The organism is Bifidobacterium sp. ESL1118 (assembly GCF_058505595.1).
Window position 1 is genome coordinate 2,002,513 of the sequence record NZ_CP196371.1, and the last position, 19,626, is coordinate 2,022,138.

A 19,626-nucleotide genomic window follows, 5' to 3' on the forward strand; every position below is an offset into this window, starting at 1 on the left:
TGGCCTGAACTCTCCGTAGAAAGGAGGTGATCCAGCCGCACCTTCCGGTACGGCTACCTTGTTACGACTTAGTCCCAATCGCGAGCCTCACCTTAGACGGCTCCGCCCACAAGGGTTCGGACACCGGCTTCGGGTGCTGCCCACTTTCATGACTTGACGGGCGGTGTGTACAAGGCCCGGGAACGCATTCACCGCGGCGTTGCTGATCCGCGATTACTAGCGACTCCGCCTTCACGGAGCCGGGTTGCAGGCTCCGATCCGAACTGAGACCGGTTTTCAGGGATCCGCTCCGCGTCGCCGCGTCGCATCCCGTTGTACCGGCCATTGTAGCATGCGTGAAGCCCTGGACGTAAGGGGCATGATGATCTGACGTCATCCCCACCTTCCTCCGGGTTAACCCCGGCGGTCCCCTGCGAGTTCCCGCCATGACGCGCTGGCAACACAGGGCGAGGGTTGCGCTCGTTGCGGGACTTGACCCAACATCTCACGACACGAGCTGACGACGACCATGCACCACCTGTGAACCGGCCCCGAAGGGAGGCCCCATCTCTGGGGCTGTCCGGCACATGTCAAGCCCAGGTAAGGTTCTTCGCGTTGCATCGAATTAATCCGCATGCTCCGCCGCTTGTGCGGGCCCCCGTCAATTTCTTTGAGTTTTAGCCTTGCGGCCGTACTCCCCAGGCGGGATGCTTAACGCGTTAGCTCCGACGCGGAACCCGTGGAACGGGCCCCACATCCAGCATCCACCGTTTACGGCGTGGACTACCAGGGTATCTAATCCTGTTCGCTCCCCACGCTTTCGCTCCTCAGCGTCAGTGACAGCCCAGAGACCTGCCTTCGCCATTGGTGTTCTTCCCGATATCTACACATTCCACCGTTACACCGGGAATTCCAGTCTCCCCTACTGCACTCCAGCCTGCCCGTACCCGGCGCGAATCCACCGTTGAGCGATGGACTTTCACACCGGACGCGACAAGCCGCCTACGAGCCCTTTACGCCCAATAAATCCGGATAACGCTTGGACCCTACGTATTACCGCGGCTGCTGGCACGTAGTTAGCCGGTCCTTATTCGAAGGGTACACTCACTCTCGCTTGCTCCCCAACAAAAGCGGTTTACAACCCGAAGGCCTCCATCCCGCACGCGACGTCGCTGCATCAGGCTTGCGCCCATTGTGCAATATTCCCCACTGCTGCCTCCCGTAGGAGTCTGGGCCGTATCTCAGTCCCAATGAGGCCGGTCACCCTCTCAGGCCGGCTACCCGTCGAAGCCTTGGTGGGCCGTTGCCCCGCCAACAAGCTGATAGGACGCGACCCCATCCCATGCCGCCAGAGCTTTCCCACACCCCCATGCAGGGGCGCGGAGCATCCGGCATTACCACCCGTTTCCAGGAGCTATTCCGGAGCACGGGGCAGGTCGGTCACGCATTACTCTCCCGTTCGCCACTCTCACCATAGTGCAAGCACCATGGATCCCGTTCGACTTGCATGTGTTAAGCACGCCGCCAGCGTTCATCCTGAGCCAGAATCGAACCCTCCACAAAAAACATTGCAGAAAGAATCCTCAACAGACTCTCACAATAATCATTGACGGGACCGTTTGAATAAGGATCAAACGGTCCACACTAAAAAACCCCGACACCCCTTGGCGCCCCCTCGGACGACCCCGGCCAACAGGCCAAGGCGGACATCGGACTGGCATTCAAAATACTTGAAAAAGTAGTACAGACACACTCTTGAGTTCTCAAACCACCACCACACCAACAAGTTTCTCATTTCCAGAAGAAGTGGAAGCCGTGTTGAGCAGCAAGAGATAAATATACGCACTTTGCCACACAATTGCAAATCGGGCATAGCAATGAGCCGGAGAAACCTTGCAATTTCAACGTTTCCTCGGTGTGTCGAAATACTCCCCTCTTCGCTTATATCATAGATATTCTAGGTCCGATTCCCTTAAATGCAAGTCAAAAAAAATCTGATGCAGCGTGTCGTATTTCCTTTTTGCCCAGAACGACGCCTTGACTGATTTATAGCTACATACTTATGGCTCTAATACTCACCTGCTGAGCTCACAACTACCATTTCATTCTTCAAACCGACTTTCGGCTACCCACACATACAACAACGAACACATCGGCAGCACACGTCATTGAAAGAACATAACTATGAAAGCAGCCCGACTGCGGCTACGCTCACCACACAATGGGAATATTGCTTCCCGCTGAAATAAGGGGTTCCTCACGTCAGTCAGCACGTAGATATAATGAATGCATGACCAAGAAAATAGCAGTTCTAACAGGTGCTGGTATCTCTACTTCTGCCGGAATCCCCGACTTTAGAGGTCCGCAAGGCGTGTGGACTAAGCATCCGGATCAAATGAGCGTCTACGACATCGACGCATTTCTGGACGATACTGAGGCGCGAAAGTACTCGTGGGCGTGGCAGAAGGCCTCCCCAGTGTGGAACGCCCAGCCTGGAGCGGCGCACAGGTCGTTGGTTAAGCTAGAAAAGGCCGGCATGCTTTCGGTGCTGGCCACGCAGAACTTCGACGCACTACACGAGAAAGCCGGAAACTCACCTGACCTAGTGGTGAATTTGCATGGCACGATTGGCACATCACATTGCATGAAATGCCACGCAGCATATAAGACGGCCGACATCATGGATAATCTCGACAACGAGCCTGACCCGCATTGCCATAGGAAGCTGCACTATAAAGGAGACATGCCCTGCAACGGACTGATCAAGACCGATGTGGTCTATTTTGGGGAAATGCTGCCGGAAGGGGCGATGGAAAGGGCCAGCACGGAAGTAGCCAAGGCCGACGAATTCTGGGTGATCGGTTCGACACTTGAAGTATTTCCTGCAGCGTCGTTGGCGCCGATCGCCGCACAGGCCGGCACTCCGATAACCATCATGAACATGGGGCACACGCAGTACGACAACATTGCAACGACGCTGATCCACGAAGACATTGCCAAAGCATTGCCCGAACTCGTCGACCGCACCATCGCCGAGAACGCGTGAGCATAGCATTCCGATGCCACAGCAACAGTAATTCTCCTTTATATAGTGTAACGGCTACAAAAGATGCCACAAACCAGCATTATTTACCGCAGAAAAACTCAAAGCCGACAAATAATGACGATTTGTGGTACTTTTTATAGCGCTCAACAGACGGAACTACACTTTCTGCCCTGAAACGGCATTAGTTACCGTGGCTAAGCCGAAGGCCGACACATTGTGTCAAAAAATGGCACTTTTTGTCGGCCTTCCTGTGCGGCCTACGTTTATGCTTCGTAACACACCGAAGCCTATTGCAGACGAGCCTTGGACTCTGCGGCGAGATAACCGAGCAGACGAACCGTGTCGGAGGAGTCGGCGATACGATGGCGGGCCTTGGTGGGACCGACACCGACCTTGATGGTCCAACCAGCTCTGGTGCCGGTGCTTCTGGTACTGGAAGCACCGGCACCAGAAGCGTCAGTAGCCGAGGTATCGGAGAAATCACCGGACTTCACCAATGCACTCTGGACATCCTGGGCATTCTTTGACGAGTCGGCAACTGCAGCAGCCTTCCGGGGTCCTTCAGTAGCGGATGCGCTGCCATTCACCGTAACTTCGGTACTCACCGCAGCGTTGGCGGCGGTGCCTGCAAAAACACTGGCACCTGGCGACACCTCATCCAAAGCAGTATTGCCAGCGTCTCTTCCTGTAATTCCGGCACTCGATGAAGTCCCATCAACTGTATTGCCGGAGTTCGTGGCAGCATTGACAACCGACGGTTGCGACAAATGCTCAGGAACGACAGAGAACATGGTTTCATCTGTGATATCGTCACCAAGCGCCACCACCACATCGTATGTTCCGCTGGACACCAGCGATGAAACAGCAAGGCCTTTGCTGATGGAAACCGGGCAGACCTCGATGACCTTTGAATTTTCCATGGTCATCAGGTCGTACTTCGAACAGACCTGATGTAACTGATGCAGCAGACGGTCACATTCCTGGTACGCGAGATGTTGATTGCTCATCCGGTAGTGCCAGGCCAAGGTGTTGGACTTACGCTCGATAAAGGACTTCGGCACACGGGCAACAGACTCGTTCATAATGCGTTCGATAACCGGATGCCAGACACTGGGATCAGGAAGATTGGCCGCCTGCTGCCACTGACGCCCATCCGACTGAGCCAGCAGCTTGCGAGGCTGCGTATCGGAATCATCGCTGTCGGAATATTCTGCATTGGGGTTCGTGCTGGACCAGGCACCATGCTCAGCGATAAGGCGAACCGGCAAATCGCCGAACCAATCCTGCATGGTCTGGCGGTTGCGCCCCGAAACAAGCACCAGATCAACCCCGGGCATGGAACCCAAGCGGGTGAGAAGATTCCGCAAATTCTTGGTCGGCCGGGCGCGGTCAGGCGTACGGACCAAAGGCGTAAGCGTGCCATCGTAGTCGCAGAGCAACAACTTCCTGCCGGCGCAACCCCATTGCTTGACCAATTCATCTCGTTGGGCAGTACGCAGGCGGTGATCGGAAAGCCCCTCGGTGCTCGCCTGATGCAAAGCGGAAATGAACTGACTGCACCATAAGCCGGCAGTGGCATATTCCAGACGTGCCTGCATACGCTTATTACGGCGTGTGGCCTCGGCCGAATCAATCTCAAGAGCATGATGAAGCGCATCACAAACGGCCTCAATGTCGTACGGATTGACGATGAACGCATCGGTGAGTTCCCTGGCCGCGCCACACATGTCAGAGAGCACCAGGGCACCATCACGCCCATCATGGCAAGCCAGATATTCCTTTGCAACCAAATTCATACCATCGCGCAAAGGAGTGACCAAAGCCACGTCGCCTGCGGAATAGATACCACAAACTGGCTTGATGGGCAAGGAGCGGGTGATGTAATGGATTGGAGTCCACGATAGCAACGAGTATTTACCATTGACCTCGCCGACGAGCTGGTCCACCTGCCGTTTGAGCCTTCTATAGGAAGCCACCCCCTCACGCGATGGAGTGGCCAACAGATAATACGTAACGTGCCCCACCCACTCAGGGTATTTTTCAAGCATTCGGCCAAAAGCCTTGATTCGCTCCGGAAGGCCTTTGGTGTAGTCAAGCCGATCGACGGAAACCACGATCTTATGCGGCTTAAGCTTACCCGAAGCCACAGGCCGCACCAGAGAAAGTTCCGAAAGCTCTTCATTGGAACGGTGGCTCCACCACGAACCCTCCTTTTGCTCGGCCTCAACCGCGGCCAAGGACTCAGCAGACAGGGAACTGTTGAGACGACGAGTACGTTTACCGCTTGCCGCCTCGATGCCATGCCGCATACCTTGCGACAACTGGGAATGCGAGGTGCGCTTGTATAGATTGTAGTCGATGCCGATCGGGAAAGCGTCAATTGTGACACGACGGCCGTCCGCGAGCGCTACCCGCCCGTCACCGTCGACATCAAGGTCGAGCAACAATTTGACCGCCGCCACGAAATTCGCGCAAAAATCAACGGTATGGAAACCAAGCAGATCAGCTCCTAACAGACCACGGAGTAGCTCCGCACCCTGCGGAAGTGAATGGAAAATCTCCGGGCTTGGGAATGGGACATGGAGGAACCAGCCAATGTTCAGACTTGGAAATCGCTTGCGCAGCAGAGAAGGAAGCATCATAAGGTGATAGTCCTGAACCCACACAGTGTCACCTGGGCGTACGAACTGGGCAATGGCCTCAAAGAACCGCTCATTGACTGCTTGATAAACCTGCCACGTGTTGGGATCAAACTTCGCCTCATGTGAGAAATCATGGAACAATGGCCAGAGGGTGTCATTGGAGAACCCGCCGTAGTAGCCTTCAATCTCATCGTCGGTAAGGAAAAGCGGGATGCAACGTCGAGACTCAAACTCTTTGGTTATCGAGGCAATGCGTTTCTTGCTCAGACCCTTCGTATCTATGCCACTCCAACCAACCCACAGACAATCACTATGAGTCTTGTGATATGGACCTATGGCAGTGGCCAAACCACCGACATTCTGCGTCAGAGAAAACGATCCATCCTCTTTTAATTGCAAAGATACAGGAAGTCTATTAGATACAATAATCAAACGCGACATCAGCACCACAGCTTTCCACAGACTACAACGCTCAACGAACACTCCACACCAACCAGGGCCCATACTGAACGTCATCCACAAAGTATCACTAAATCCAAGTCTATGCCCAAACAATGGAAAATATGACGGATTGAGGAAAATCTTAGCGATGGCGTAACCGTGCGAAGCATCCGGATGCACACCCTAGCCATGAATCGAGCTAAGGTTCAGTCTCTGTAAGCTTGACAATTATTCAATCCAGAGCAATGCACCACGTTGGAACTTCAATACGAAAATAGCCATGGATAAACAGATTCAGACATGACAGATGATGGACAGCGACGGCCTGGTTCAATCCGTTTGAACGATACTGAAAGGTATGGGTGACGTGAGCGCAAACACAGAGGCAGAGTCGAGCAATGGGTCAGGAGCAAACGACTCCAAGACAATTACAGAGAGGCACCGGCACATACATAATATCGTTGTGATGATTGCAGTGGGTCTCCTTGCCGGCTTTCTCTCCGGGTTGTTCGGCATAGGCGGAGGGTCCATCATCGTACCTGCGCTGGTTTGGATAGGCTACACTCAACGTCGTGCAGCCGCCACCTCACTTGCGGCGATCATTCCGCTTTCCATCTCAGGAGTGGCCTCGTACGCTGTCAATGGCAATGTGGACTGGCTGGCGGCACTGCTGATGGTCTGTGGAACCGTGGTTGGCTCGATTGTTGGTTCCTGGCTGCTCTCCAGGCTGTCGGAACTGCTGCTTCGCTGGGTATATGTAGCGTTTCTGGCCTTTGTGATGATCTCACAAATCATACTGGTTCCATCACGCGATTCGACCATACATATGAGCGTCATCAAAGGCGTCAGTCTGGTGATACTCGGAATGATTATCGGCATGCTTTCGGCGCTACTGGGTGTAGGCGGAGGAGCAGTGGCAGTTCCTGCGCTCTCACTGGCATTTGGCGCCAGCGACCTTATAGCCCGAGGCACCTCACTGCTGGCCATGTTTCCCAGCTCGATCACTGGCACCATCGCCAACTGGCGGCGTGGACTCGTGAGCCTAGGAACAGGTTTGCTTATTGGGATCACAGCGGCTTTGGCCACACCGCTCGGATCTTCGATTGCAGCGATGGTGTCGGCACGCACGGGTTCATACCTGCTAGCGGCCTATCTATGCGTCGTATTACTGCGATGCATCTGGACGGCACTGAAAATCACCCCTGGAATTGGCCCGAAATTGCCAAGAAAATAAACCCAAATGGATTGTTTGCTCTTCAGGAACGCTGGGACCTGAAAAAATCCCGGAGAACGACCGAGCACTCAGCCTCTTTCACACCACCTACCACCTCCACGTGTGCTCCGACGTGCGGATCGCGAGGGATGTCCCACACAGAGCCACAAGCACCGAGTTTGGAATCCCACGCGCCGAAGACGATGCGGCCGATGTGCGCCTCAAGTGCGGCGCCGGCACACATGGGACAGGGTTCCAACGTAACCACCAACGTGCAATCGGATAGATTCCAGCCATGCCAAGCACCAGAGCATACTCCCCTACGACATTGCGCCGCCTGACGAATGGCCTCGACTTCCGCGTGTGCCAACGGGTCGCCTTGACCCTCGCGCCGGTTACGCCCACGGCCAAGCACCTCACCGCCAGGCCCAAGCACCACAGCCCCCACGGGCACCTCGCCTGCGCAGGCTGCCGCACCAGCCAATCGTAGTGCCTCACCCATAGCTGATTCAAACCCACCGCGGCCGCTGGCCCCAGGGTTCGCAAAATCCGCAGAGTCGCCAAAGTGTGCAATAGCCATGCCAACAAGTCTAATCTTCACAGTACAATCACTGCACTGCGCAGCCTATGCACACCTTTGCAAACAATCTGCAAGCTACCCGCGCAATCCCAGAAATAAAAAACAACTACACCCTATACTTAATATATAGATATTGGGTACATACTCAGTCATAATATGCAACATTCTGCTTCAATTGCCGAATTGTTGGCTATTCGAGAGCATACCACCTAGCAATGATGTAGAACCCTCTGGAAAGCAGTGCGCGCGTGGAAATTTTTGAACTCATACTCTCAATTTTGGGGGCCGTGGTGGTCTCCTCGTTCGTGAGCCGGTTCATTCCGCGCATTTCCACGCCACTAGTACAGATAGCCCTCGGGGTAGCACTCACGCTCATGCCCGCATTCCCATCGGTCAAGCTCGACCCGGCACTGTTTATGGTGCTCTTCATCTCGCCTTTGCTGTACCTGGAAGCACACGAAACCGACAAAACCACACTGGTACGCACGCTCAAACCTTCTCTTGGACTTGCTGTGGGATTGGCACTGATGACCATGGTGGTGATCGGCTACACACTGCACCTGGCATGGCCGGCCATACCGTTGGCTGCAGCGTTTGCCTTAGGCGCGGCGCTCGGGCCTACGGATGCAGTTGCCGTTTCCTCATTGAGCCATGAAGCTTCGCTCACGAAACAGCAAAAAGGGATACTCCAGGGAGAATCACTATTCAATGACGCCTCGGGCGTAGTCGGCTTCCAGTTCGCCATTCTTGCGGCGGTCACCGGGCATTTTTCACTGGTCGATGCGACTTGGCACTTCATACTCTCGTTCATCGGCGGCGCGGGAATAGGCATAATGGCGGCGTGGCTGGTTAACAGACTGTTTGAGAGCATTCGTGCTGCGGGGTGGGAAACGACGACCAGCCGCATTCTCATGGAGCTGTTCCTGCCGTTCCTCATTTACGCTGCGGCCGATCAAATCGCACACGTCTCCGGCATCCTCTCGGTGGTGGCCTTTGGCTTATTCGTCCATTTCGACCGTACTGGAATAAGCCCGAATACAGCACGCACCAACATCGTCTCCAGCAGCGTGTGGTCAGTGGTGTCGTTCAGCCTCAATGGCACAGTGTTTATTTTGCTGGGCATGCAGCTTCCGGATGCGATTCGTGCCAGCTGGAACGACACTTCCGTACCCAACGGAACACTCATAGGTTTTATTCTGCTGGTTTCTGCAGCGGTTCTGATACTCCGGTTCGTGTGGGTGGCTGCGATGGTGGCGAGTACACGCGACCCTGAAACCGGCAAACGCAAAGGCGTGGATGCGGGGCGATGGCGTTCGGCTGCAATCATGACATTCGGCGGGGCAAAAGGGACCATCACCCTCTCGCTGATGTTCACCGTGCCATATGCGGTAAGCACAGGGGCGAAATTCCCGATGCGTTCCGAGCTGATCTTCATTGCTTCCGGAGTCATCATCGTGACTCTTGTACTGGCCAATTTCATGCTGCCACTGCTTGCACCAAACAAACAGTCCACTGAGACATCACGCCAGATGGCAGACGTGACCATCGACGTACTCCGCAGAACAGTGGAGCAACTTGCCGAACAAACAGACCCGGACAACAGAAGCGCCGTACTGCCGGTCATCGACTCCTACAATCGCCGTATAACTCGATTGAGGCAACGAACCGGAACATTCGACGAACAGAAGTTTCAGAAATTACAGATTCAGGCTTTTACATGGGAGAAGGACTACATCAAAGACCGCCTGCTCAAGACCAAGGCCAATGAACTACTCAACCAATACCAGCGCGATCTGCAGATTGAGGCATGCGAGCGCCTGATGGATCAAATCATGAATGCGCTTCGACATGCACAACAACATCGAGGAAGCCGCATTTTTCCAAGAATCCGCGGACGTGCACGAGCCTGGGGGCACCGTATGGGGCTGTGGTCACGCCGAATTATCAGCAAAGTTCGCCATAGCACCCCCATACTTCCTGAAAATGAGATCGATGCCGTTATGCGCAACACCCAGATAGATGCCGTGGAATATGTAATGGACAACATCTCGAAGGAAATACACAGCAGCAATCCTCTGACAGAATATTACACAACATTGCTCCGCGATTATCAGCGTAACGAACAGGCGCTGCGTAGCAACTTTACATTGGGCAGGCGCAACACAATGAAATCCAAAGTGGAGGAGGCGCAGCATGAGAGCTACGCCATCGAGCTCGGAATCATTCATGACATGCTGGAAAACGAAGAAATTTCAAGGGCACAGGCCAAACGGTTGCGGCGTAATGTATATGTGATGCAGGTGGATGCCGACTCAGAGCTGTAAACCTATTATCTACATCAGGCCCGAAGCGATATTGTGAAGCACAAGCCACTGTCGAATGTCTTCAAACTCCTCAAGACTCACGGCGTGGTCGAGGGTGCGATATTCTTTGACTGTGGGCCAGGAATGCTCACCAAGCCATGCGGCGAGCGCTGCGGATTCATACTTTGGCAACACCGAATCACGACTGCCGTACCCATAAAACACCGGAATCGTCATGCCTGGCAGGCGGTTGTCTGCGGGGGCCACGCCAGGGACATCTGCAGGAGCAAGAAAACCGGAAAGGGCGATGACAGCGCGATACCGTTCAGGGTGGATGCGCAGCAGGTGGATGGCGAGAGCCGCTCCTTGGGAGAATCCGATGGGAACGATGGGGCGCTTCGAATCAATGTGACGCTCGACCCAGACGTCCACCGCCTTGGCTGCCGCATAGATATCACGGTCGAGATCCTCCCCGGTAGGCACGCCATCGTGGAACCAGCTATAGGCACCCACTCCACTGCCAAACTCGCCTGGACCTTCTTTATAGAGCACCAACGGGGCCCGCAGCGAAGCATAATCATTGCCGGGGGCCACATAGCGCATCATATCCGCAAGATCCTGCTCATTGGAGCCCCAGCCGTGCAGGCACAGGAACAGAGGTCGGCCTGGCTGGGCTTTACCGCCACCGCGTGAATAGACTACACGCGAAATTTCCAGATTGTCCCCAAAATGACCGGCAATGGCCTTGGACTCACGGCCTACCAATGAATCTGAACTCTCAACATCATCGTCACCTTGGACATTGTCATTATCCTCAACAGAATCTTCATTCATGGTTCTTATCTTAGATGCTCTTTGCAAACATCACAATCAAAGAGAAACCCCGGTGCCATTGACACCGGGGAAGAGAAAAGAGAGAAAAGAAGGATTCAGTTATCGGGAGCGAACTCCTGGCCAGCTCTTGCTGACAATCATTATCTAACTCCCCTTTTCTTCAAGGAACTCTGGGGTTCTCTGAAAGTTTCCTGAGAATCTTTCATATCAGCTGTACTGCATGCCACCATCCACGATGATGGTCTGACCAGTGACGTACTTGGCATTCTCGCTTGCCAGGAACGACACTGCACCGGCCACGTCCTCCGGAGTCTCGGCACGGCCGAGCGCGATGGAGCCAATCATATCCTTGAAGTTCTGGCCCTTGGGCTTGCCGTTGAGCTTACCCATCTCTTCGTCGATGGTGCCCCACATCGGCGTATCGACGATGCCGGGAGCATAGCAATTGATGGTGATGCCTTTGGGAGCCAACTCCTGGGCGGCGGCCTGCGTAAAGCCACGGACGGCGAACTTGGCGGCGGAGTAGGATGCGAGAATCGGGAAGCCTTCCTCACCGGCGATTGAGGAGGCGGAGATGATGCTCCCCTTCTTGCCCAGCTCCATGAACTTGGCGGCAGCGGCCTGGATACCATAGACCACACTGTAATAGTCAACGTTCATCATTGACTTCAGCTGGTCTTCGGTGATGTCGGTGACCGGAACGATCTGGCAGATGCCCGCATTGTTGACCATGACGTCAAGCGTACCCAGTTTGGAAACGGTTTCGTCAACCAAACCAAAAACCTGGCTACGGTCCGAAACGTCCGTCGCACGGAAGAAGGCCTTGCGGCCCTTGGCCTCAATGGCTTCAATAGTCTCCCGAGCAACACTCTCCTGGCTCGCAAGATCGGCGACGGCGACATCGAAACCATCGCTGGCAAGCTTCTCTGCGATGGCACGTCCAATGCCCCGCGCAGCACCGGTAACAATAGCAACTTTTGACTCTGGCATAATGCCCCTTTACTTGTGAATCGTCATTGATCGAATGGCTGTTTCATATAAATACTCAGCATAGCAAATCACTGCTATACCGCACAATATTATACTGATTCATCATCAAAAAATGTGAGCGCTAACATAAAGAGCATCCACTGATTACCATAAGCGCTTTCACTGCAGTTTCTGCTCTCCCGCCATCCCCACTATCCCTCCCGTTCGCGCACAATGGCTAAACTGAATACAGAACTACGTTTTAAGGAGAACGCCATGCTGCTTTCCGACAGGGATATTCTGGCTGCACAGAGTGAGGGACACCTTTCATTGGAACCGTGGACACCCGAAATGGTGCAGCCAGCATCCATCGATGTGCGTCTTGACCGCTACTTCCGGCTATTCAACAACCACGCATACACCTATGTGGACCCCGCCGAAAACCAAGGTGCGCTCACCGAGCAATTCGAGGTTGGGCCGAACGAGCCGTGGATACTGCACCCCGGCGAATTCGCATTGGGCTCGACGTGGGAGCGTATCAAACTTGATGCCACGATGGCTGCACGGCTGGAAGGCAAAAGCTCATTGGGGCGTTTGGGCATTCTGACTCATTCAACAGCCGGGTTCATCGATCCGGGATTCGAAGGGCACATTACACTGGAGCTTTCCAACGTGAGCACGCTTCCGGTCAAACTTTGGCCTGGCATGAAAATCGGCCAAATGTGCTTCTTTGAGCTGAGTTCTCCAGCAGAGCATCCTTACGGATCAGCTGGCACAGGATCACATTATCAAGGTCAGCGCGGGCCCACACCATCCCGCTCTTATGAACATTTCTATAGGGCAGTGATTGAGGACTGAGCGGCAACAATACTATCAACCAAACGTATACCGGTAAACCCTCAGGCCAAATCCTGAGGGTTTACCATAGCATCAAAAAGGGTATTACACCGCTGTTCATTCTGTTCAAATTACATGCCTGTTATTTTTCCACAGGTGTGGAAAAAAATGTGGATAACTTGGGTGTAAGTCACCGTTCGGTTGTGGAAAACTTGTCAACAATGGCGCAAGTTATCCACAAAGTTGCGCACAAATCCACATTTTCTAACAGTTTTGCGCATGTGAACAATGTGGAAAACAGATATGCACAATTGCGTAAGAATCTCTAATCTTGTTGAGCTGGTCCGCTTTCATCAGGAAATACAATCCAACTACAACAAGCTACGCTGCGAACCACTATTGTGCCCCGACCACAGCCGACGGTCTCCCCCAAATGGAATGAGCAAAACATCGACTCAACAAAATTGCCGCCCGCTCAAAGCGGACGGCAATAATCAAAACAATAGGCTTACCGACAACAACAGGCCCAAACAACACCCACCATTCAGTGCCAGGCTACGGTCATGATGAATCCGACAAGCATGATGACAAAGGCCACCAATAGATTCCACTGCTTCAACGCAGGAATCGGGTAACTGCTACCGTTCATGCTGCTGGTGAGATAGTAGACCACGGCCCACAGCAGGCCAATGATCATGAGCGCACAGAACAGCGGCACATACCAGCGTGGGCTCGTCTTGGTGTTCTTCACCGTTTCTTCCACACGACGCTGGCTCTCCGCCTCACGCTGCGCAACACGACGCATCTGCGCATTCATGCCTTTACGATTGGAATTCGAGGCATCAAGCAATGCGTTGATCTCATCCATAGGTAGGTCAAGATCATCATCATCGGTCTCGGAATCCGCCTCTGCCTGAGCACCCTTTGCATCATGCTGTTCGGCAGCACCGTCATTCGAGGTATCCGCAGAATCATCCTCGGTATGTTGTGTGGTCGGAACGCCTGCGACTTCGGCATCTGTGGCCGCATTTACCTCGCTGTCTTTCGGCTCTTGGTCTGCCATAAGCTTACGTCTCCATTTCAAAGTGCTATATACCTTGAACTATAATAGTGCATACACTCGAAACTGGCCACTACGGCAAAGATATTGGGACATGACAAAACACACAGGCAAACATACAGGCGGTAAACATAGCGCGAAGCACTCGATATTCAGCAGTGCGGCGATGTTTCTCGTTGTGGCACTTAGTGGTTTTTTGTTGACGACCAATATCAGAGTCAACAAAACAACGACGGTTTCCTCCGACACAGCGGAACTGGTGGAGCAACGAGTCGCCAGGGTGGGCAAACTCCAAAAACAAGTGAAAGATTTGGGCACTCAAATCAACACACTCGACAAAATCGCAAGCTCAGGCAAAGAAAGCTCGGCCGACAATCCAAGTCAGGACGCCGGATCAGCCACCGTGCTGCCCGCTGTGCAAGGCCCGGGCATCAGCGTGACGCTGAATGACTCGCCGCTATGGCAACACATGGTCAACAGCTCCGGCAGCGCCTCCAATATCAATGATTATGTGATCCATCAGCAGGATATAGAGTCTGTGGTCAACGCACTGTGGAACGGCGGGGCGGAGGCCATGGAAATTCAAAACCAACGTCTGCTGTACAATTCGGCCATCAGTTGCAAAGGCAATATACTCATGCTGCAAGGCAAGCAGTATTCGCCGCCATACACGATTTCTGCAATAGGACCTGCCGATCAGATGCAGGATGCGCTGAGATCTTCCGCGGCCATTACAGCGTACAAACAGTATGTGAGTGCATTCGGCTTGGGTTGGAAGGTCGAAAACCACGACAATCTTAAATTCTCCGAGGCACCATTGTTGCAGACCTTGCGGTATGCGAAGGCAGAGCGACCGGCGAAGTAAACGAATCCAAATTGGTTACGTATCCGTTGCAGGGTATAGTGAATGGTGATTGCGGTAGTTTAGCGGATAATGATTACACATTACTGGCTAAACCGCAATTTGCTACACTCGAGATACGGCATGAACTAGGGGAAGACAGCCTCTATTTACATTTGGGTCTCAACAAATGCTGGACTGTAGAAAGGGGAGGTACAGGATGGCCGAGAAATCCAATGAATTGCAGGCTGGGGAGAATGAAGACGGACAGCAATCCGGCTCATTAGAAGATTCATTGGCTATGGTGGCCGACGAGTGGAGCGCCTCTGAAGAACCTGTTGGCCTCGGCACGAACACCGCTTCCTCTAATGGCTCAGCAACTCAAGTCCTGTCGGGCAACGGTTCCCAACACTCAACAGACAACGGAACCCCCTCTCACCGATCATCAGGATCAGCCAAACCAAGCAGCCGCTCGACCGGCGGTATTTGGTCTGTTCTTGGTATTGTCGCGGAATTGTTGTTTACGGCGGCGGCTGTATGCGCGCTGTACATCGTCTGGCAAATGTGGTGGACCGGAGTGCAGTCCCAGCGCAACCAATACGAAAGCGTGCAATCATCCTCTTGGACTAACCCAAGCAAGGACAACAATTCTCGATTGGCAGGGCCACAAAGCGGAGAACCCCCAGTACAGCCGACGGACCCTAAAACAAACGATCTCATAGCTCAGATCTATATTCCACGGTTTGGCGATCAATGGCAGCGCACCATTGTGCAAGGCACTGATATGACCCAGCTCAACGAGCATGGGTTGGGCCATTACACACAGTCCCAGTTGCCAGGGCAAGTCGGCAATTTTGCAGCCGCAGGCCACAGGAATGGATATGGACAGCCCTTGGGGGATGTCGATAAGCTGCAGGTCGGAGACCCCATCGTCATCCGAACCAAGGATTATTGGTATGTATATAGCTACACTTCCTACGAGATTGTGACACCAGATCAGATTCGTGTCATTGCACCGAATCCGAAAGACCCATCAGCACCCGCCACACAGCGAATGATTACGCTGACAACGTGTGAACCGAAGTACTCGACACCGACGCATCGTTGGATCTCCTATGGGACGCTGAAATATTGGGCCAAGGTTTCCGACGGCATACCTCAAGAACTGGCACGGACCGACCAAAACGGAGTGATCCGCTTCATGAATAATGGCAAACAACCGGCGGTTACAAAGATCCGCTCGCTGCTCCCCCTGATTATTGGTGTTCTGGCTGCCTACATCGTCATCTTCCTCGCAGCCGCCATCGTTTGGAAGTGGCCAAAGAGAAGAGCCATTCGTGAGGGACGCGAGCAAAAACCAGACATCAGCATCTATGGAGGGCTTTCCAGACTACAGCCCGGAATGTTACCCGTCAGATTCATTTTGGTGATGCTACTGCTCATTGCAGCGGCAATGGCATTGTTCGAGTGGGTGTTTCCTTGGGCAGCTGCCAATATCCCATTGCTGCACCAAATGTCGAATTATGTAGCAGTGACCAATTGACAACCGACCGAGGCAGCCGACCTTCCCCAAGCGCCGCGGTAACCAGAGTTTGTGCCGAAAGCATGAGCTATGGTGGGCAAACCTCATCTGATGTTATGGTGGCTTTATGATTGAATTGAAGAAATCGAACAACTTGATTGGAAGCCCGAACAGCGGCATAGGCAAAAGCGCAACATCCGAAGTCAATGCCACTGTCAATAATCTTCCGAACGATGCCGACCATGCAATATCGCTCAAGGCACCACAAAACATCGATAGCGGCAAACCCCAACCTGATGGCACTGCAGATGAGGGCATAAAGGATGTCATCATCATAGGGTCCGGCCCCGCAGGTTACACTGCCGCGATCTATTTGGGTCGTGCCGGGTACAAACCTATAGTCATTGCGGGAGCTCTGACACCAGGCGGGCAGTTGGTTAACACCACAACGGTGGAGAACTACCCCGGGTTCCCCGACGGCGTGCAAGGCCCCGATCTGATGGATGCCATGCAGAAGCAGGCGGAAAAATTTGGTGCGCAAATCGTCTGGGATGATGTTGTTTCGGTTGATTTCAGCAATCCGACCACGAAAATCGTCAATTGCGACCAGGGTGAATCATACAAGGCAAGGGCCATTGTGGTCACGACGGGTTCAACGGTACGTAAATTGGGTGTTCCTGGAGAAAAGGAATATTCGGGCAAAGGCGTTTCCTATTGTGCCACATGCGATGGATTCTTCTTCCGCGATAAGCCCATTGTCGTCATCGGGGGCGGAGACAGTGCTTTTACCGATGCGGATTTTCTCACCCGCTTCGGTTCTTCAGTGACGTTAATTCACAGAAGAAGCGAATTTCGTGCAGAAAAGATACTCGTAGATAGAGCCAAGGAAAACGACAAGCTCTCGTTCTTACTTGATTCGGTGGTTGAGGCGGTAAACGGCGACGAGAATGGCGCGCAATCAGTCACAGTGTGCAACGTCAAGACAGGAGCTACAACGACATTGCCCGCAAATGGCGTTTTTGTGGCCATTGGGTACACTCCCACCACAAACTTTCTCCATGGCGCCTTACAGCTTGATGGCAAAGGTTATGTGACTGTCGACGGAGCCTCAACACGCACCTCAGTACCTGGCGTCTTCGCAGCCGGAGATGTGGTGGACAGCGTGTACCGCCAGGCTGTTTCAGCCGCTGGCATGGGGTGCCGCGCAGCACTCGACGCTCAAGAGTATTTGAATAGTCAAAGTTTGTAATTATTTGTCACCATCTGTGTCATCGGCATCCGGTAGCACCATAACGGTTCTTTCCACTACTACCGGATGCACATCTGCCTGCAAGTAGTCTAAATCAAACCACTTCGGCACCTCAGCCTCATTGAGATATCCGACGCATCGGCGATACATTCACATATAAATTAAATAGCACTATAGCAATTCTGATACACGACGCTGATTAACGAGAACCACAATTATCAGCTAACCCACAACAACAAGCTAGGCCTGCTGTTGTGCATGGCGATGTTGTAATACAACGGTTACAGTGCCTCGTTCTGCAAGCTTCACCATCGATTGTTCTTAAGAATATATATACTGTATTTTATATATATATTACCAGTTAGTTTGTTATTGCCGATTCATCGAACGCTGCTTCATCTGTGGATGTTCTTGGTCTATACCACAGCCAATCCCATGATTACAACACTAAACTCTTGATATAGCAGTATTTCTTCTAGCTCACCCGAGACTATGGTATAGCAGGTATACAACTACTATATGAAATCGTTCTACCATACTTCATTGAATCTGCTGACATATACGATCGAAGTATACGATGATTTTATTCAATATTTTTTACCCTATACTCTTCGTCGCACAATCCAACCACTGACGATTCACACCCATTGACTTTGAGTCTTGTCGGTTTCACTCGGTGCCAGCAAACCAAGAATCCGCTCCATGTCTTCAGGAGAAGAAAACACGATTTCGATACGGCCACGTTTTTTGTTACCTTTTATGGATACTTTAGTGTCGAAGCGATCTTCCAATTGTCGAGCTATTGGAGACTCGCTCCATGGGTTATTGTGTCGGGTCTGCGTTCTCTTGATCGGCCGCTTACCACTGGTTTTCATTGCAACAATCTCTTCTGTACTGCGAACGGAAAGACCCTCTTGCAAAATGCGTTTCGCCAATTTATCCATATCTTCAGAGGATTTTAGGCCCAACAACGCTCGTGCATGCCCGGCAGACAACACACCAGCCCCAACTTCCTTCTGCACAGATGGAGGAAGATTGAGCAGGCGTAGCGTATTGGCGATTTGTGATCGAGACTTCGAGATGGAACGTGATAATTTTTCCTGCGTCAAACCAAAATCATCCATCATCTGTTGGTACGCTGCTGCCTCTTCCAGAGGGTTCAAAGCCACGCGGTGTAGATTTTCCAACAACGCATCTCTCAGCATATTGTTATCACTCGTGGTACGAACAATCGCAGGAATGCTGTTTAACCCAGCTAGTTGAGCCGCCCGCCAACGACGTTCGCCCATGATCAGCTCATACTCACTGTTAGAATTTTCTTTATGCGGATGTTCAGCTGTGCTAGATGGTTGACGATTCACCCTCCGTTTGCGCACCACTACGGGTTGGAGAACACCGACTTCCTTCAGCGATGCCGCAAGTTCTTGCAGATCTTCTTCATCAAAAATTGTTCTGGGTTGATATTCGTTCGGACCAATTTGGTCAAGTGACAGCTCTACTAAATAACCTCCTTGCACAGGTTTTAGACTATTCTCATCTTGCAAACCATCTGACGTTTCCGATGGTGTGCTTACTTGCGCCGTAGTATGGGTTGTTTCAGCCGGAGCGTCAAATCCGTTGCCGTCATTGACTGTTCCGTCATGTTTTGTTGAACCCTCACTATCCAATACCGTACGTTGGGAGAAGTTTCGTTTATCTTCGTCAATTCTCACACTCTGTACGCCGCTATTGGTTTCTGGCTGTGTAGATTCATTACTTTGCCATTTCTCTGTTTCAACAGTCGATTTTGTTGTTGAGCTACGTAATGATGCAGAATTTGCGTCATCACGATTATTCTTGTGATCATGTAAGGAACTCAACGTATCAGCATCACTGGATCCAAAAAACAAATCACTAGGATGAACCATTGCCTTAACTGAAGGAATCGCTCGACGCTTATGATCTGACTTTGTCTTTGTTTCACGTGAAACAATCGTATTTGAACCGAGCTGATCGTCAGGCTGTGGCACAGTTGTAGCATGTAGTGCGTTTGCCGCAGAACCCCTTTTTGTAGTATTTTTTTTGCTTTGCCGCTTGTTAGCTGACGGTCGAGCAGTGTTCACTTTGCCGC

The 19,626-nt window shown here is 52.5% G+C and carries 13 protein-coding genes and 1 rRNA gene; 7 read left to right on the plus strand and 7 right to left on the minus strand.

Translation table 11 applies throughout. The features are described 5' to 3' along the window. Positions 1-19 precede the first annotated feature (19 nt). Positions 20-1,542: ribosomal RNA gene (locus ACSYSS_RS08095) — 16S ribosomal RNA — on the minus strand. Between the two features lie 727 nt (positions 1,543-2,269). Between ACSYSS_RS08095 and ACSYSS_RS08100 the strand changes: the two genes are divergently transcribed. Then, the gene (locus tag ACSYSS_RS08100; RefSeq protein WP_491703501.1) at positions 2,270-3,025 is read left to right on the plus strand and encodes a Sir2 family NAD-dependent protein deacetylase; all 756 of its coding nucleotides are present in this window, start codon (positions 2,270-2,272) and stop codon (positions 3,023-3,025) included. Positions 3,026-3,312: 287 nt separating this feature from the next. Here ACSYSS_RS08100 and otsB read toward each other — a convergent pair whose 3' ends face one another. Then, positions 3,313-6,066, minus strand: coding sequence for a trehalose-phosphatase (gene otsB / locus ACSYSS_RS08105; protein WP_491703502.1), 2,754 nt, complete (start codon positions 6,064-6,066; stop codon positions 3,313-3,315). 508 nt (positions 6,067-6,574) lie between these two features. Here otsB and ACSYSS_RS08110 point away from each other — a divergent pair. Continuing rightward, positions 6,575-7,342: a sulfite exporter TauE/SafE family protein gene (locus tag ACSYSS_RS08110; protein ID WP_491703503.1), complete on the plus strand. Its 768-nt coding sequence runs from the start codon at positions 6,575-6,577 to the stop codon at positions 7,340-7,342. 22 nt (positions 7,343-7,364) lie between these two features. Here ACSYSS_RS08110 and ACSYSS_RS08115 read toward each other — a convergent pair whose 3' ends face one another. Further along, entirely contained in the window at positions 7,365-7,823 is a 459-nt protein-coding gene (locus ACSYSS_RS08115) for a nucleoside deaminase (RefSeq protein WP_491704282.1), read from the minus strand. 326 nt (positions 7,824-8,149) lie between these two features. Here ACSYSS_RS08115 and ACSYSS_RS08120 point away from each other — a divergent pair, with 326 nt between their 5' ends. Continuing rightward, positions 8,150-10,225, plus strand: coding sequence for a cation:proton antiporter (locus tag ACSYSS_RS08120; RefSeq protein ID WP_491703504.1), 2,076 nt, complete (start codon positions 8,150-8,152; stop codon positions 10,223-10,225). Between the two features lie 9 nt (positions 10,226-10,234). Here ACSYSS_RS08120 and ACSYSS_RS08125 read toward each other — a convergent pair whose 3' ends face one another. Next, positions 10,235-11,038 carry an alpha/beta hydrolase gene (locus tag ACSYSS_RS08125; RefSeq protein ID WP_491703505.1) on the minus strand — a complete coding sequence of 268 codons (804 nt, stop codon included), beginning with the start codon at positions 11,036-11,038 and terminating at the stop codon, positions 10,235-10,237. 207 nt (positions 11,039-11,245) lie between these two features. Continuing rightward, entirely contained in the window at positions 11,246-12,028 is a 783-nt protein-coding gene (locus tag ACSYSS_RS08130; protein ID WP_491703506.1) for an acetoin reductase, read from the minus strand. Between the two features lie 255 nt (positions 12,029-12,283). Between ACSYSS_RS08130 and dcd the strand changes: the two genes are divergently transcribed. After that, positions 12,284-12,865 carry a dCTP deaminase gene (gene dcd, locus ACSYSS_RS08135; RefSeq protein WP_491703507.1) on the plus strand — a complete coding sequence of 194 codons (582 nt, stop codon included), beginning with the start codon at positions 12,284-12,286 and terminating at the stop codon, positions 12,863-12,865. Positions 12,866-13,388: 523 nt separating this feature from the next. Here dcd and crgA read toward each other — a convergent pair. Beyond that, entirely contained in the window at positions 13,389-13,907 is a 519-nt protein-coding gene (gene crgA / locus ACSYSS_RS08140; RefSeq protein WP_491703508.1) for a cell division protein CrgA, read from the minus strand. Between the two features lie 91 nt (positions 13,908-13,998). On the opposite strand from crgA, the gene ACSYSS_RS08145 reads away from it, so the two are divergent. The 3 genes from ACSYSS_RS08145 (at position 13,999) to trxB (ending at position 17,516) form a co-directional block, all read left to right on the plus strand. Then, positions 13,999-14,769: a DUF881 domain-containing protein gene (locus tag ACSYSS_RS08145; protein WP_491703509.1), complete on the plus strand. Its 771-nt coding sequence runs from the start codon at positions 13,999-14,001 to the stop codon at positions 14,767-14,769. 196 nt (positions 14,770-14,965) lie between these two features. Further along, positions 14,966-16,288, plus strand: coding sequence for a class E sortase (locus ACSYSS_RS08150; protein ID WP_491703510.1), 1,323 nt, complete (start codon positions 14,966-14,968; stop codon positions 16,286-16,288). A gap of 106 nt (positions 16,289-16,394) precedes the next feature. Further along, positions 16,395-17,516, plus strand: coding sequence for a thioredoxin-disulfide reductase (gene trxB / locus ACSYSS_RS08155; RefSeq protein WP_491703511.1), 1,122 nt, complete (start codon positions 16,395-16,397; stop codon positions 17,514-17,516). A 638-nt stretch (positions 17,517-18,154) separates the two neighbouring features. On the opposite strand, the gene ACSYSS_RS08160 is transcribed toward trxB, so the two are convergent. Continuing rightward, on the minus strand, positions 18,155-19,423 hold the full coding sequence (locus ACSYSS_RS08160) for a ParB/RepB/Spo0J family partition protein (RefSeq protein ID WP_491704283.1): 1,269 nt from the start codon (positions 19,421-19,423) through the stop codon (positions 18,155-18,157). Between the last annotated feature and the right edge of the window lie 203 nt (positions 19,424-19,626).

What these genes read in the sequence shown, in the direction of transcription:
- ACSYSS_RS08100 (WP_491703501.1), top strand. Translation starts at nt 2,270, where the DNA reads ATGACCAAGAAAATAGCAGTTCTAACAGGTGCTGGTATCTCTACTTCT.
- ACSYSS_RS08110 (WP_491703503.1), top strand. Translation starts at nt 6,575, where the DNA reads ATGATTGCAGTGGGTCTCCTTGCCGGCTTTCTCTCCGGGTTGTTCGGC.
- ACSYSS_RS08115 (WP_491704282.1), bottom strand. Translation starts at nt 7,823, where the DNA reads ATGGGTGAGGCACTACGATTGGCTGGTGCGGCAGCCTGCGCAGGCGAG.
- ACSYSS_RS08125 (WP_491703505.1), bottom strand. Translation starts at nt 11,038, where the DNA reads ATGAATGAAGATTCTGTTGAGGATAATGACAATGTCCAAGGTGACGAT.
- ACSYSS_RS08130 (WP_491703506.1), bottom strand. Translation starts at nt 12,028, where the DNA reads ATGCCAGAGTCAAAAGTTGCTATTGTTACCGGTGCTGCGCGGGGCATT.
- dcd (WP_491703507.1), top strand. Translation starts at nt 12,284, where the DNA reads ATGCTGCTTTCCGACAGGGATATTCTGGCTGCACAGAGTGAGGGACAC.
- crgA (WP_491703508.1), bottom strand. Translation starts at nt 13,907, where the DNA reads ATGGCAGACCAAGAGCCGAAAGACAGCGAGGTAAATGCGGCCACAGAT.
- ACSYSS_RS08145 (WP_491703509.1), top strand. Translation starts at nt 13,999, where the DNA reads ATGACAAAACACACAGGCAAACATACAGGCGGTAAACATAGCGCGAAG.
- ACSYSS_RS08150 (WP_491703510.1), top strand. Translation starts at nt 14,966, where the DNA reads ATGGCCGAGAAATCCAATGAATTGCAGGCTGGGGAGAATGAAGACGGA.
- trxB (WP_491703511.1), top strand. Translation starts at nt 16,395, where the DNA reads ATGATTGAATTGAAGAAATCGAACAACTTGATTGGAAGCCCGAACAGC.
- ACSYSS_RS08160 (WP_491704283.1), bottom strand. Translation starts at nt 19,423, where the DNA reads ATGGTTCATCCTAGTGATTTGTTTTTTGGATCCAGTGATGCTGATACG.